Source organism: Duganella sp. Leaf61, assembly GCF_001421905.1.
GTDB lineage: Bacteria > Pseudomonadota > Gammaproteobacteria > Burkholderiales > Burkholderiaceae_D > Rugamonas > Rugamonas zoogloeoides.
Genome location: NZ_LMLM01000003.1, coordinates 1 through 15,818 on the forward strand (window position 1 = coordinate 1; position 15,818 = coordinate 15,818).

Sequence of the window (15,818 nt, forward strand, 5' to 3'; positions counted from 1 at the left end):
TTGAAGGCGCCTCCCGTACTTCAGATAAAGCTTTACTGCCCGAAGGCGCTCTTCGTATGAATACATGGACTACTCCCAAATAGTCCAAGATTTTGTCCGCATCCCCTACGATCAACTTTTGGCTGACGGTGAACAAAGAATGAAGACTGTTGTTGTCTGTGACAATGCGTGAGAATTTCCCCGTGGAATTTTGCTATTGTTCATAGTTAAATGTCTGAGAACGGTAACCCGCCGTACATCGGACCGATATCCAACAGGAAAAATTTAAAATATGAATAAATCTCACGCGAACTTTCTTCATTTGAGCGATGTTCACTTTGGCATGAGTAGCCAGAAATGGCTATTGCCTGCTATTGAAACAAGTTTTTTTGATGACATTAAAAAGCTTCATAAAAAAATGGGTGACTGGGATGTTGTTGTTTTTTCAGGCGACTTAACTCAGATGGCCAACCCAGAGGAATACTCTAAACTTTCTGAATTTTTAGAAAAACTTTGGAAACTTTTTCGAGAATTAGGTTGTAATCCTGTGCTTATGCCTGTACCTGGTAATCACGACCTACAACGCCCGAACTCCTTAAATCCAGCTGCTAAAGCAATAAAAAATTGGTGGGGAGATGCTGACCTACAAAACGCTTTTTGGGAAAAGCAACCATTAGACTATTGGGACTGCATCCAGTCAGCCTTTTTGAATTACGTTAATTGGAATAGCAGTGTTAATGTTGCCCCAGCCGCGATTTCGTGCATTGGGTTACTGCCTGGCGATTTCTCAATTCGTTTGAGAATAAGGGATAAAATTATCGGTATAGTGGGGCTAAATTCAGCTTGGCTACAAATATCTGGTGGCGATTATTTTAAAAAATTACATGTCGATAAGAAACAGTTAATGACGGTTACGTCAAATAATCCGGACCAGTGGTGCTCGGAAAATGACGCTAATTTTCTAGTAACCCACCATCCAACCAGTTGGCTTCATCAGTCTTCACTTCGTGAGTGGAAAAGCGACATTGATACAAACAACAGATTTGATGCACATCTGTTTGGCCACATGCATGACCCTGATACACAATCATCCGCAGTCGGTGGATCGCGTGCGAAAAACTCCGTTCAAGCCGCCTCATTATTCGGATTGGAAAATTATGGCGAATCGAAAGAAGAAAGAATACACGGTTATTCAGGGATTAAAATAATTTTTGGCAATGATAGTAATATAATACTTTGGCCTAGGATCGCGACAAAATTAAAAAATGGCGCTTGGAAAGTTGTGCCGGATCATAATTTTGATCTTGAAGATGACGAGTCATTTCCAATTGATGGAATAAAAAATGATTCAATTCTAGATGAAATTAAAGAAAATTTTAATCATCCACAACTCTTTAAATTTTCTTCGACTAACGAGTTGGACTTATTTAGAAGAAAGCTACCATTCGCAGGTTCTCATATCCATGTTCGCACAATCGAACAGGAATCTGCTATATCTACTTTGAAAAATCAGCGCGCCTTTTGGCTTGTTTCTGACTGGGGATGCGGGGACCTCGAATTTATAAGAACTGTTCAACAAAGGGCACTGCCCAACATAGATATTTTTGAAATAGACTGCCAGAGCTACAAGTCCAGAGATGAACTTCTCAGCGGAATAAAGCAACAGTACGGTATAAGCTTTGAGAGATTCTGCGACATGTTGTCAGAAATTTCTGAGAGTTTATTAATATTCAAAGAAGTGCAAGTTTCAATTATTCAAAATGAGTTGGACTCTATGATTCCTGCTCTTTTGGAATTTTGCAAAAATACTTCGGTTATATTGCAAACGAGAATTGATCCTGTCAAATCAGATGCACGAATTATTCGACTTTCCCCATTGGATGAAGCTGATACTGTCACTTATCTTAATAACCACGATCATGCAGTCAATTTTAAGCTGAGTACACAGCAAGTCGCGCAAATTTTTCATTATACGGACGGAATACCGAGCCGAATAGATTCAGTTTTGTCAGATGCTAGCATTATTGGTATGCGCCAGCTTCATACACTTAATTCGGATGTCGTCAGTACACATGTGCCTGTCGTGAATACACCAGTGGGCTTGGTTTCCGCAGTGAGCGAACTCAGTTCATCCTCAGACTCAACACTAAAAAAAGCATTTGAACTATTGAAGGTACTATCGCTTTTTCCAAAAGGAGAGCGTTTAGAGATGGTGAAAAGATTAAGTTCAAAATCTTCATATCAGTTAAGTGATGTGCATATTCTGAAAGATAGAAGCCTTATAGAAGTTTTTGAAACAACTAGTTTTTTGAATCATGACAATACTAACGAAGGCGCAATTTTAACGATAAAGCGGCCAGTTCGGGAGTATTTAAAAACCCTTATGTTGAAATCCGAAATAAAGTTGCTTAACAAAAAAGTCCTGGCTGCATATTTTGGCTCTAATTGGCAACTAAAAGGGATAAAATCCTCTAGAGGCCCAAAATTTTCCCGAAGAAATTGTGATGCTTGGCAACTGTCAAACGCAAATATCTTAATTCTTCGCTTCACTAAGGAGGCATTGGAAAGCAAGTTACTTAGTAAAATTAAAGATGCGATTTCACTTGCAACTTCATTTAATGCCGAGCTAATCGCAGGGGATCATTACAATAATATCGCAGCTTGTTCTTCCGAAATAATTCCGCTTTTTGAGAGCTATCAATTGGAAGACAGTGAACTCGTTCTTATTCGAGTCCAGCGAGCACGAGCTTTAAGAATGACCGGTGAGACTAGGCTTTCACGAGATGCATTTTTAAAGATAGATGATCCGAAAATACCTAAAGCTATTAGGCTAAATATTTTACTAGGTCTTGCAATTGCGCATCAGGTTTTGGGAGAAGATGAGGATGCTTTATTAGCAGCGAAAGAGTGCGCCAAGCTTGATCCAAGAAGTAATAGTGCGCTTCAAGCACGTAGTATCGTTGCTAAATGCGATCCTAACATGATTAACCAAGAAGCGGAATTGCTTAAAATTGAAAAAATTGCAAGAAGTAGAAAGGCTTTTGTTGTGGCGAACAACATTGCACTAGATCGTGCGATCAAAAATAAAAATACAGATGAATTTAAATCGCTTACAAATAATATTTATCAACAAGCAAAGGTTGATGGCGATTATCATAATGCAATGAGAGCAGTTCTTAGGTATGCAGAGGCGACGGCTAAATCAGGTGAGCAGCTGGATGTAGAGGTAATTAAAGTAATATTCGAAACCTATAAATACTTATATGGTGAGTCTTTCATGCCATTGTTTAACTCCTGCCATGATATTCTGTGGAAGTATTTTATTGAGCATCAACAGATTGATAATTTGTTGCGTCTCTTTAGACTTAGTTCTATCACTTGGAGGTTTAGAGGGAATGAAGTTAAAGAGATGGATTATCTGCCAGATCTTAAGGATATATTGAAACTAGGAATTTCCGAAACGTTGAAGCATAGCCAAGCTGCAGCATACTTTTTTGCGCGATCCTCGATTTCTAAAATATAATAAAATTTTACATATTTCTAATGTATTTTCGGAACACTAAATTTTTTTTGATATATTAAGTGTATTGATGAAGTGAATTTCATCTGTTAGGGGGGTATGGTGATCGATAATCTTGATTTGTTTCTTTCGAAAAATAGAATTTCAAAATTGGCGTGGGAGCAAAGTAATTTAAGCTGGGAGGAGTTAAAGGCTATTGGTAGCGAGCATGAAAGTAGAATTCCCAATCTTGAAGCTACTGCATCGTTACTGGCAAACACCGTCCAGCGAAATGATGCAGTGCATTCTGTGAGATGGCGAGTGAAAGATACAGGACACCTCTTGGCAAAAATTGTTAGAAAGCGAGCCGAAGGAAACGAAAAATACGCAAATATTTCAATAGGAACCTATGATGCAATAGTTACTGATCTTATCGGAATCCGTGCACTTCATCTTTTCAAATCGGACTTTGAAGTAATTCACGAAGTAATAAAAAATCTATTCTTATTGGAGGAAGACCCAGTTGCTTACGTGAGAGCTGGTGATGACGATCAGTTTAGCGAGCAATTAAGGAGCATGGGGTATTTGGTGAAACCTCACCCTAGTGGTTATCGCTCTATTCACTATGTCATTGCGACACAGCCACTGAAGAAGAAGATTTTTGTTGAATTGCAGGTGAGGACTATATTCGAAGAAGGATGGAGTGAGATCGATCATATCGTACGATATCCGAATTATTCTAATGATGAAATGCTGATTTATCTATTGACTATATTTAATCGAATGGCTGGCAGCGCAGATGAAATGGGGGGATTTGTAAAAATTTTGGCTGCTGAACAAACGGAAGTAAAAGAAAGGATGCTAGGAGTAATTAAAGAGCGCGATGAGTCTCTCGCAAAAGTAGATTCTTTGCTGGCTCAGTTAGAAGGTCGTAAAGGGGATGATTCTTCTAACGAGAAAATAAAGCAGTTGAAAAAAGAGGTGAATAAAATTAAAGCAGTGACGGCACCTGTGACGACACAGATGAGCGCAAAATCTGCTCTAAATTTATTAAGACTGCTAGGGACGCCTGGTGAGGCATTCAGCTGGGATAAAGCCTTGAGTGCAATCGAAACGCAACGGAAATTGGATGACATAGCATCACGAGCGGCGAAAAATTTGGTTATATTGAAAAGCCCCACATCACCTGATGGCTCCGCCGCCGGTTGATGTTCTCTCGGCTGCGCCACTATCTTACCCAAAAATAATTTAGGTAGGTATGATTGTAGGTACGCAAACCATTTCTTCTTTTGGAGGCCGCATTTACACTAGATATTTGCATTACACCGCTTCAGCCAACTGCGCAGCTCGAGCAAATTGCAGACGTCTGCACAATGGCAACTTTAAGCCAACGTAGGGCCGGAAACCCGCATGCTTGCTCAAATTCCGTGGGTTCGATTCCCGCCGTCTCCACCACTTATTCGTTTCAAGCAGGCTCAGCAAGACCTAAAAAACCCGCCCCGTGCGGGTTTTTCTCTATGGGAGCTTGTCCAGCTTGGTTTACAAATTACAAGAATAAGCAAAACGTCCGGTGCTTTCTTTCCCACTGATGTGAGCAAGATTTCAAGTTCGACCGCGAAATCATGGAGTGGGTGCGCAATCGCATTGCGACAAACATGGGCGATGGTGGGATGCATGGATGCGTCGTGCAAACGCGGCCGAGACTGGCCGCAAGCAGGTTGCCGAAAGAAGCCAGTTGGGCTGCTTCCGCGCTTACCGTCGCGCAGCCCCTACCATAAGCAGGTTCGCAATTTTTATATGGTAAGTGGAAGCAAGCGACCGGCAGTTCATAAATTTAACGCGCATTCTTGGACAGCCTGGCCGGCAATAAAGCGGTGCGCCGACTGCTCGAAGCAGGCAGGCGCTGTCCACAGGATGAAATGCGGCGCCTGCCTGACCTTTGCCAGCGTCACATTGCGCGCCCCAGCTTGCCGCAAGAACGCCACTTGCGCCTGCGCACCCTCGTAGGACGTTTTCGGGTCCAGTGTGCCCTGCAGCACCAGTATCGGCGGCACGCTGGCCACCAACTGACCGGAATAGTGGTCACTGACATAGGTAGGCAGGCCGCCCGCAAGCAAGATGCGTGGCAAGGGGCTGGTCATCAGCAGCGTTTCTTCTTCGCGGTCGACATCGGCCTTGGTTAAGCCAGGGCGCAGATTGTTTTCCGAACTGCTGATAATGCTGACCAAGGGTATCGAAAGCGCTGCCTGTGGATAGCTGCCCAGGCTGCTTGCCGCCTGGCTCAGCAGACCACTTACGGCGACCACTTCGGTGGTACCTCCCTGGTCGAGATCTTTCAGCAGATAAGGGATACGGACCCGTGCAGCCGGGACGTCTAGCATGCCGCCGATAAACTGTTTCAGATTCTTGCCGGGAATCTTCGCCAGCAGCGCATGGTCCTCGCTCAGCTTTGCCAGTACGCGCCGGAATAGGTTTTGCGCTGGTTCGCCCAGCATCGCGTTGCAGGCCGCGTCCATATCGCACTGCGCCAGTACCTGTAGCCCGACCTCGTTGACCACGTGCGAACGCTGGCTCAAGTCCCAGCGCGCATCGTTTTGCGGCGGCACCACGGAATCGAGGATCACGCCCTGCACCGGCAAAGCGCCCAGTTGCAGACTACGCAGCACCAATTGGGTACCGTAGGAAACGCCGTAGACATACACAGGACCTTTGTCGCTTGAAGCGCTGATCAGGGACCGCAGATCCTGGGCGGCATTGCTGATGGAAAACTGGCGTGCGCGTGTCGGAGCCGCGTTCAACTCTTTGAAACAGCTGCCCCATTCAGCGCCGACCAGCGACATGCCGCCGGGGCTGCCCGCCGCTTCCTCAGCCGAACACATACGCGAGGAATAGCCTGTACCACGATGGTCGGGTATCAGCAGATCAAGACCGGGGAAGCTGCGCCTCAAGGTGGGCAACAGGCCATAAAATGAGGCGCCCGATTCACCAGGCCCTCCCGCCACCAGCCAGACACTGCCTTTGGAGACTCCCTCGGTCGGAATTTTCCGAACGAACAATTGCAGCGTTTCCCCTGCCGGGTTTTGCGCCTGATAGCTGGCAGGCACCGCATGCATGGCGCACAAGCTGCCTGGGAGTACATTGTCCGTGCACGCTTTATAGTCCAGCGGAGCAGCGTGCAGGCCGGCGCTGATAAGCAGCGCACACGGTGAGGCATACAGCAGGGTCCATCGAAACGGTGCGGGCATTGAAGGCTTTTCTCTTTTAAAAGATAGACAATAATGTAACCTTTTTCAAGGCAGCGGTCTAGTCATGCTCAGCTTAAAAAATGCGGCACGGCAAGCAATCAACGATAACACACGACGTGCTTGGCTAAGCAGTTGCTTTTTTTATATCTCTCCAACAAGCCAGAAGCAGGATGAGTCGCTGTAAAGGACAAATTTTGTCATTGCGGCAGTAGTGCAACTTTGAAAAATGTAACCTTGCCTGCTGTTCTGGCTGCTTTAAGCCTTTCACAAAGCACGCTCGATGGAAACCACCCGCGAGCAGGCCGTCGGCAACTACAGCGTTGTTTGCCTGCCACAAGAGGACTAACCTGTTATTTTTCGTAAATCATTGATTATAAAAGACTTTCAATGACTATGTTCACCAATGAAAGTCTTTCAAACGCCAGTTTGTTTAGTGAACCTAGTTAAACACATATATCCCACTCGACAACTATTTGTTCGGAGAAAAATAGATGTTAGCGTATATCATCCCGTCGAGAGTTGTGTTATGTGCAATATCTTCGGGTGTAACTATAAAAACACCAGAAGGAGACCCCCCTTGGACAATTTCAAGAAAACCACGATCGCGCTCGCGGTCGCAAATATTGCTTTGCTGTCTGCCGGCACGGCCATGGCCCAAACCCAGCCCCAGCCCCAGCCTGCCAATGAACCAGCCGCCGGTGCGGTGGTGGTCGTTAGCGGTCAGCGCGCCGCGCTGCAATCGGCGCAAAAGCTTAAACAGGATTCCGACGAAGTCGTCGATTCGATCGTTGCCGAAGACATCGGCAAACTGCCGGACCGTTCGGTCACCGAGGTGCTGCAGCGTATTGCCGGCGTCACCATCGACCGCAACATGGCGGGTGATCCAAACCGCCAGTCGGTCGAGGGTTCCGGCGTGTCGGTGCGCGGGCTGACTTACGTGCGGTCGGAAATCAACGGCCGCGACGCGTTTTCCGCCGGTGGCGGCCGCTCGCTTGGTTTCTCCGACGTGGCGCCGGAACTGATGTCGGGCGTCGATGTGTACAAGAATCCATCGGCCGAGCAGGTCGAGGGTGCGATTGCCGGCCTGGTCAATCTGCGGACCGCCATGCCGTTCGACTACAAGGGCTTCAAGGGCACTGTCGGCTTTTCGGAATCGTATTCGACGCTGCGCGAGGGCAAACCTTCGCCGACCAGCACCATCTTGCTGTCGAACCGCTGGACCACGCCATTCGGTGAAGTCGGCGCCCTGGTCGATTTCGCCAAGGCGAAAAGCCCCAGCCGTTCAGACGGCGTCAGCGTCGATCCGTATTTCCCACACGTAAACTCCACCAATCCGGCCCTCTACGACCGCTCCAAGACGCAATGGATACCGCTGGGCATGGGCTATCGTTCGCAGGACTTCGACCGCACCCGCCGCGGCGACTATGCGGCGCTGCAGTGGAAACCGAACAAGGATCTCACTGCCGGGCTGACCTATTTCAAAACCCGCTACAAGGAAGACCTCGACGAGCACGTCGTGGCCTCGTCCGAGGACAAGTGGTACCAGCAAGTCGCCAGCGCGGACTCGGTATTCGACAAAAATGGCGCCTTCCAGAGCGGCACGATCTCGAACCCGACCTACGGCGGTTCGCCGTTCAACAGTTCGCAGCGCATCAATACGCGTGAATCCTCCACGCGCGACATTTCGCTCAACGTCCAGTGGCGCATCACGCCCGACTTCACCTGGACCAACGACTTCCAGCATGTGCGGTCCACCACCGCGGGCTTCGACGCCGACGTCTCGACCGGCTTCATCCTGCCGAGTCAGACCATGAACACGACCGGCAAGGTGCCGCAGATTGGCCTTGGCTCGGACGCTTACATGGCCGACCCGAAAAACTACTACTGGGCCTACACCCAGGAAGCGCTGGACCACGCGTCGGCCAACCAGAAGGCGTGGAAATCGGACGTCAAGTTCGCGTTCGACGATCCGGTGCTGCGCGATATCCGCTTCGGCGTGCGCATGGCGAACCGCGAAGGCGAAAACCACAAGGCGCAGAAATACTACAACTGGTCGGCAATCACCTTCCCGTGGATGGAAGGCTGGCAGATCAACGGCGTGGCGCGCCTCAGCGATCCACGGTTCGCCGGCGGCTCGTCGCTGCAGACGATGGACAATTTCTTCGGCGGCAAATACAACATTCCGCCGATGCTGTTCGCGGACGAGGCGACGGTGCGCGGCTTCCCCGACCAGTGGGCCAAGATCCACGCCTACCACGACGTGCTGTGCGCCGAAAAAGGTTCGACCTGCGATCCGTGGAAGCCGGCAACCTTCAACGATCCTGCCGCCACCAACACGCAGACCGAGAAGACCCGTGCCGCGTACACGCAGCTGCGCTTCGGCTGGGATAACCTGAAGTACCCGGTTGACGGCAATGTCGGCATCCGCTACGTGAAAACCAAAGGCGCCGGCAGCGGCTACGTGTCGTTCACGCGTCCATCGCTGCCGAGCGTCGGCAGCGGCGTGCCCGTGAGCGGCCAGGGCAACCTGATCGACATCGCCTCGTTCGCGCAGCAGCAGTCGGTGAATAACTCCTACGACAACTGGCTGCCGAGCCTGAACCTGCGCATGAAAGCCAGCGATCAGCTGCAATTCCGCTTCGCGGTGGCCAAGTCGATGTCCCGTCCCGACTTCAACCAGCTCCAGGTGCAGACCACGCTCAATGCCCAGCACATGCAGACGGTTACCCGGGACGCGGCCGGAAACACCACCGCCGTGCGCTTCGACGGCACCAGCCTGAACGGCACCAGCGACGGCAATCCGCTGTTGAAGCCCACCACGTCGACCAACATCGACCTGACCGCCGAGTGGTACTTCGCCAAGGCCGGCTCGCTGACGTTCTCGGCCTTTAACAAGGACCTCAAGGACATCGTCACCACCAAGAACTTCGGCTACAACGCGGTGGACTCGACCGGCAAGCAGCAGACCTTCGTGGTCACCGGTCCGGTCAACGGCGCCAAGGGCTATGCGCGCGGTTTCGAGCTGGCCCACCAGCAGTACTACGACTTCGTGCCCGACTGGCTGCGCGGCCTCGGCAGCCAGGCCAGCTGGACCTATGTGTCGAGCGAGCGCAAGTTGAAAGATCCGGTCAACGAAGCATGGTGCTCGGGCAACGACGCGTCGTCCAACTTCAACCTGTTCATCAACGGCTGCGATACCGATGGACGTCCGTTCGGCAAGACCCCGTTGCAGGGACTGTCGCGCCACACGGTCAACCTGGCGCTGATGTACGAGCAGCACGGCCTGTCGATGCGGGTGGCCTACAACTGGCGTTCGCGCTACCTGCTGGGCGTGACCCAGTGGGGCAGCCGTGGCAACAACGGCCTGAACACGAATCCGGATGCGCCAGCGGGCAAGTACCTGATCCCGACGACCAACAACGACCAGGCCTTCGGTCTGCCGCTGTACCAGGCCGGCTACGGCCAGGTGGATGCGTCGATCTTCTATGACTTCACGGACAAGTTCCGCGTGGGCCTGGAAGGCACCAACCTGACCAACTCGTACACGCGCCAGATCATGCAGCAGCACGCGGGCGACTTCACCCGCCAGGTCTTCATGAGCGGTCCGCGCTACACCCTGCTGGCGCAATACTCGTTCTGATCGCGTCGTCACTCGGATCGGCCAGCGGGGACGGTCTCCACGCCGGCCGATCTTTCTCCCGCCCGGGCACGTCCCCGCGCGGGAGTTTTTTTTGATCGCGTGATTGTCGTCGTACCCGTCAGAACCCCGGTGCCGGCACTTCGGGAATCTGGTTGTGCAAGCTGGCATTGATCACGTTCCAACCGCGTATCACGGCAATGCCGTAGCTCAGTTCGATGATCTGGTTGTCGTCGAAATGGGTTTTCAGCAGCGCGAAATCGTCGTCGCCCGGCTGCTTGTGGGGCAGGGCATTGACTGCTTCGGCCCAGTTGAGGGCGGCGCGTTCGCTGTCGCTGAAGAACGATGGCGGGGCTTCGCGCCAGCCGGCAACCGCGTTGATGTGGCGCGGGTCCAGGCCTTGCTTGATCAGGTCGCGCCAGTGCATGTCCACGCACACGCCGCAGCCGTTGATTTGCGAGATGCGCAGGTTGACCAGCTCCACCAGGCGGATGCCCAGCGCGCTTTTCTTGACGCTGGTGGACAGCGCAATCATCGCCTGCAGGCTGGTGGGGGCGGCGCGATAAAAATCCTTGATGCGGGCGGCTTGGGTCATGATGTTTCCTTTCGAGGGAGTGGAGGGCGCCTGATTGCGCGCCTCGTACTCCTTAGACGCGACCGCCGCCGCGTTTGTGACAGTGTTCTAGAAAATAGTTTGCGGCGCGCCGGTCAGCTTGTCGGGATTGCGCACCACCAGCACCGCGGCGATCTTGCCGTCCTCGATCACGAACGATTGCGCCGATTCGAGCTTGCCTTCCACGTAGCGCAGCAGGCCCGGCTCGCCATTCACGCGCGCCTGGCGGTAATCCACCCGCTGCGGGTGCTGGTGTTCCACCGACCAGAACACGCCTGCCACCCGGCCGGCGCCGCGCAGGATGCGCATAAAAGAAAGGATCTTGCCGCCGCCGTCGGACACCAGTTGCACGTCGTCGGCCATCATGGCTTTCATGGCGTCGCGGTCGCCTGCCTTGGCGGCTACCATGAAGCGGCCGAGCAGGGCCTGGTGGGTTTGTTTCGGTACGTCAAAGCGCGGCTGTTGCTGCTGCACGCGTTCCTGGGCCCGGTGCACCATCTGCCGGCACGCGGCTTCGGTCTTGTCCAGCATGGTAGCGATGTCGGCGTAGTCGTGGTCGAACACCTGGCGCATCAGGAAGGCGGCGCGCTCCTCGGGCGACAGGCGCTCGAGCACCCACAGGAACGCCATCGACACATCGCTGGCCATCTCGGCGCTGCTCTCCGGCGTGCGTTCGTCGAGCTCGACGACGGGCTCGGGCAGCCACCAGCCGATGTAGGTGGCGCGCTCGGCCTGCCGGCCGCGCAGGTAGTCGATCGCCAGCCGGGTAGTGGTGGTGACCAGCCAGGCTTCGGGCGACTGGATCGCTGCGTGGTCGCTGCCATGCCAGCGCAGCCAGGCGTCCTGCACCACGTCCTCGGCATCGGCGCGCACGCCCAGCATGCGGTAGGCGATGGCGAACAGGCGCGGGCGCAGGGTGTTGAAGGAATCGGTCATGGCGGATGCAAGAAAAGTGAGCTTGTATTCTAGACGGGTGACCAGGCCAGTTTGTGACAGCTATCGCATCATCGCATGGAACTTATTTACTCAACCACAGTCCAACCCTTTCCGCCGCTGCGAGCTTGAAATTCAGTCAGGCTTATACACGGGGCTGCCGGGGGCTTGCACGACGGGCTTCCGGCGCCCCGGTATGCTACGCCGGCCGCCATATTCGTTGCGCGCATGACCTGGCGCGAATTCATTCTTTGGCATGTCTTTCGAATCGCTCTACGCTGGCGACATCATTCAAACGGAGGAGACATGAAGCTCGAAACCCTGGCCGTGCATGGCGGCTATCACCCCGATCCCACTACCCGCGCAGTTGCCGTGCCAATCTACCAGACCGTGGCTTACGCGTTCGACGATACCCAGCATGGCGCCGACCTGTTCGACCTGAAAGTACCGGGCAATATTTATACGCGCATCATGAATCCTACCCAGGACGTGCTCGAGCAGCGCCTGGCTGCGCTCGAGGGCGGCGTGGGGGCGCTGGCGCTGGCGTCGGGGCAGGCGGCAGTCACGTATGCGATCCAGACCATTGCCGAGGCCGGCGACAACATCGTCTCGGCCTCCACCCTGTACGGCGGCACGTACAACCTGTTTGCGCACACGCTGCCGCAGTTCGGCATCACCACCCGGTTTGCCGATGCGGCCGATCCCGCGTCGTTCGCCGCACTGATCGACGAGCGCACCAAGGCCGTGTTCATCGAGTCGATCGGCAACCCGCTGGGCAATATCACCGACATCGAAAAAATCGCCGCCGTGGCGCACCAGCACGGCGTGCCGCTGATCGTCGATAACACGGTGGCCACGCCATACCTGCTGCGCCCGTTCGAGCATGGCGCCGACATCGTGGTCCATTCGCTCACCAAGTACCTGGGCGGGCATGGCAATTCCATCGGCGGCGTGATTGTCGATTCGGGCAAGTTTCCGTGGGCCGAGCACAAGCAGCGCTTCCGCCGCCTCAACGAGCCGGACGTGTCGTACCACGGCGTGGTTTATACCGAGGCGCTGGGACCGGCCGCTTACATCGGCCGCGCGCGCGTGGTCCCGCTGAGGAATACCGGCGCGGCTATCTCGCCGTTCAACGCCTTTTTGATCTTGCAGGGCATCGAGACGCTGGCGCTGCGCATGGACCGCATCACGGAAAACACCCGCACGGTGGCCCGGTACCTGCGCCAGCATGGCAAGGTCAAGTGGGTCAATTACGCCGGGCTGGAAGACCACCGCGACCATGCGCTGGCGGTCAAATACCTGGGCGGACGGCCGTCGGGCGTGTTGACCTTCGGTGTCGAGGGCGGGGTGGAAGGTGGGGCGCGCTTCCAGGATGCGTTGCAGCTGTTTACGCGGCTGGTCAATATCGGCGACGCCAAATCGCTGGCCTGTCACCCGGCCTCCACCACGCACCGCCAGCTCAACGAGGCGGAGCTGGCCAAGGCGGGCGTCACGGTCGATACGGTGCGGCTGTCGATCGGCATCGAGCACAGCGACGATCTGCTGGCCGATCTTGAGCAGGCACTGGCCGCAGTGTAGTTTCAGGCGCGCGCCTTGCCCGGCGTTTCTTGGGGCAGCGGCACCGTCATCGCCGCGCCGTCCTTGAAGGTGCAATCGAAAATGTGTGCGCGCGAGGCGGGCGCGGCGATGGAGTACAACTCGTTGTACGGGTTGTCGTCGTCGATGCGCAGGTCGATGCGCACGCCGTCCAGGTGATTATTGGCCTCGATCTCGCGCAGCCGCTCGCGCCGCACATCCACTTCGCGGCTGGTGCGGCCCTGCATGATCGGCCCTTCGAAATACCGGATCAGCGCGCATTCGATGGCGTCCACCCGGTCCTTGAGCAGCATGTCGGCCGCCACCGCGTTCTGGTTCACCGGCTTCTCGCTCGGGTCGCCATCGTCGCACAGTACTTCCACCTGCATGCGTTGCACCAGCAGCAGCAGGTCGTGGTGATCGTTATTGTTGTAGTGGATGCGTTGCACGGCGGACAGGCGCGCGCGCGCCAGGCGGCCGGCCGGGTCCTTGGTTTGCCCCACGTACTGCACCTTGCTGGGAATCTTCAGGCCGTGGTCGTAGCGTTGCAGCACCTCGTGGATCGACAGCGCTTCCACCAGGCCGCCCCAGTTGAGCGTGATGAAGCAGTCGGTCATGGTGACGATCGGCTTCTTGAACGTGGCCGCAAACGGAATTTCCAGGTCCATCTGCACGGTGCCGCGCTTGCCTTCGCTGCCGATCAGGATCGGCACCGTGAGCTTGAGCGAGAAGAACGCCCAGCTGACGCTGCGCTCGTGATCGAAGCGCACGATGGGGCGGTTGATGACAAAATAAATCAGCCGCTTTTCCATGGTCGCCTCGAGATCGAACTGCATTCGGCGCAGCTGGCGGCCGATGGGGTCGCGGATGTCGGGCCGCTCGGGGAAGCCGGCAAACAGGTCATACCAGTGGTACTTGGCGTCGGAAACGGTGACGCGCCAGGTCTGCCGCGCGTTGCTGCGTTGCGGCAGCAGGGGCAACAGGTCGTCGAATGCTTCGGGCGCCGTCAGCAGGTCGTTGAACGGCTCGGGCGCATCCTCGGGCGGCAATACCAGTCCCAGTTCTTCCAGCGAGGGCTCTTGATCGTCCTCGCCGGCGACCTGGTCGGGTAAATCGCTCGTCATGTGGATGCTCCAGTGTGTCAGATCAAGCGGGCAGTATAGACCCTGCCGCAAATTGTATCCATCCGTTATTTCTGCGCAGCAACTTGAAATGTCACACTTGGGGTCACACCTTGGCGCCCTTGGCCGGCTCAGGGGGGGGGCATGCGGGACACAATTACTTCACCGTCGGCGACGAAGCAGCTGAGCAGGTGGCGGGTTGCCGCAGCCACTTGCCCTGAGCCGATTTTGTCATATGCGCCCAGTTCCGGCCACTGTAAATCGATGGTGAACTGCACCAGGTTGTTGGCTTCTTGCACAGTTGTCACGCGTTCGCGCCTCAATTGCCTTTCGTCTTCCTTGCGCGGCAGCGGTGCGGCGCCCTCGAAATAGCGGATCAGGGCCGCTTCCAGCAAGTCCATGCGTTCGCCTTGCAGAACGGCGGCGGCGCGTGGGTGGGCGTTATGGGGCAGTTCGGCCGGGTCGCCGCTGGCGCAGTTGACCTTGACATCGAGTTGCTGGACCAGCAGCAGGGTGTCGAGGTCTTCCTTGTGCCTGGCGTGCAGCTTTTGCAGCGCGGGCAGGTGCGCGCGCGACAGTTGCGCTTCCGGATCGTGGGTCTGGCCCACGTAGACCACCTGGCAAGGCACCTTGTCCGGTGCATGGGCCAGCAGGATGTCGTGGATCGAGAAGGTTTCCACCAGGCCGCCCCAGTTGAGCGTGACGAAATTGGGCGTGAGCAGGACTATCGGTTTTTTCAGCGTGGCGGCAAACGGCACGGTGAGTTCGAAGGTGATGCTGTCGCGCTTCTGCTCCTGGCCTACGAGCAAGGGCAGGGTCAGCTTGAGCGAAAAGAAGCCCCAGTGGACGGTCCCTGCAGCGTCGAAGCGCACCGGCGGGCGGGTGAGGGCGAAGAACAGGTGGTGCCGGGACGCCACCGCGTCGAGCTCGAACTGCATGCGGCGCTGGTAGCGGCCGATCGGATCGTAAATGTCGACGCGCTCGGGGAAACCGGCGATCAGGTCGTACCAGTGGATCCTGGCATCGGCCACGCTGGCGTACCAGCTTTGCGGGGCGGTATGGCGTTCGGGAATGTACGCCGTGTAATCTGCCATTTGCTCTGCTGGAGGCTGCAGGGTTTGGGCAGCCAGCTCGGGAAGAGTCATGATGTCGAAAGGTAAGTTGAGGGGTCTCGCTGCTTTAGTTTATATAAAAATAATAAGTAATTCTACGCAGC

Annotated in this window: 9 protein-coding genes; 4 read left to right on the forward strand and 5 right to left on the reverse strand. The window is 54.5% G+C overall.

Annotated features, from left to right (window positions below; all coding sequences use genetic code 11):
- The first annotated feature begins 271 nt into the window (after positions 1-271).
- The gene (locus ASF04_RS26540; protein WP_082488573.1) at positions 272-3,502 is read left to right on the forward strand and encodes a metallophosphoesterase; all 3,231 of its coding nucleotides are present in this window, start codon (positions 272-274) and stop codon (positions 3,500-3,502) included.
- Positions 3,503-3,601: 99 nt separating this feature from the next.
- Entirely contained in the window at positions 3,602-4,687 is a 1,086-nt protein-coding gene (locus ASF04_RS26545) for a RelA/SpoT domain-containing protein (RefSeq protein WP_229204932.1), read from the forward strand.
- Positions 4,688-5,304: 617 nt separating this feature from the next.
- Here ASF04_RS26545 and ASF04_RS05630 read toward each other — a convergent pair.
- Entirely contained in the window at positions 5,305-6,723 is a 1,419-nt protein-coding gene (locus ASF04_RS05630) for an alpha/beta fold hydrolase (RefSeq protein WP_082488575.1), read from the reverse strand.
- Positions 6,724-7,300: 577 nt separating this feature from the next.
- On the opposite strand from ASF04_RS05630, the gene ASF04_RS05635 reads away from it, so the two are divergent.
- On the forward strand, positions 7,301-10,363 hold the full coding sequence (locus ASF04_RS05635) for a TonB-dependent receptor (protein ID WP_056138922.1): 3,063 nt from the start codon (positions 7,301-7,303) through the stop codon (positions 10,361-10,363).
- Between the two features lie 118 nt (positions 10,364-10,481).
- Here the strand turns inward: ASF04_RS05635 and ASF04_RS05640 are convergent, their stop codons facing one another.
- Positions 10,482-10,955 (reverse strand): carboxymuconolactone decarboxylase family protein, encoded by a 474-nt coding sequence (locus ASF04_RS05640; protein WP_056138924.1) that lies wholly within the window; start codon positions 10,953-10,955, stop codon positions 10,482-10,484.
- 87 nt (positions 10,956-11,042) lie between these two features.
- Positions 11,043-11,909: an RNA polymerase sigma-70 factor gene (locus ASF04_RS05645; protein WP_056138926.1), complete on the reverse strand. Its 867-nt coding sequence runs from the start codon at positions 11,907-11,909 to the stop codon at positions 11,043-11,045.
- A 303-nt stretch (positions 11,910-12,212) separates the two neighbouring features.
- Here ASF04_RS05645 and ASF04_RS05650 point away from each other — a divergent pair, with 303 nt between their 5' ends.
- Complete coding sequence (locus ASF04_RS05650; protein WP_056138928.1) at positions 12,213-13,484, forward strand: O-acetylhomoserine aminocarboxypropyltransferase/cysteine synthase family protein; 1,272 nt, start codon at positions 12,213-12,215, stop codon at positions 13,482-13,484.
- 2 nt (positions 13,485-13,486) lie between these two features.
- On the opposite strand, the gene ASF04_RS05655 is transcribed toward ASF04_RS05650, so the two are convergent.
- Both ASF04_RS05655 and ASF04_RS05660 read right to left on the reverse strand, forming a co-directional pair.
- The gene (locus ASF04_RS05655; RefSeq protein ID WP_056138930.1) at positions 13,487-14,605 is read right to left on the reverse strand and encodes a hypothetical protein; all 1,119 of its coding nucleotides are present in this window, start codon (positions 14,603-14,605) and stop codon (positions 13,487-13,489) included.
- 128 nt (positions 14,606-14,733) lie between these two features.
- Complete coding sequence (locus tag ASF04_RS05660) at positions 14,734-15,696, reverse strand: hypothetical protein (protein ID WP_229204933.1); 963 nt, start codon at positions 15,694-15,696, stop codon at positions 14,734-14,736.
- Positions 15,697-15,818 lie beyond the last annotated feature (122 nt).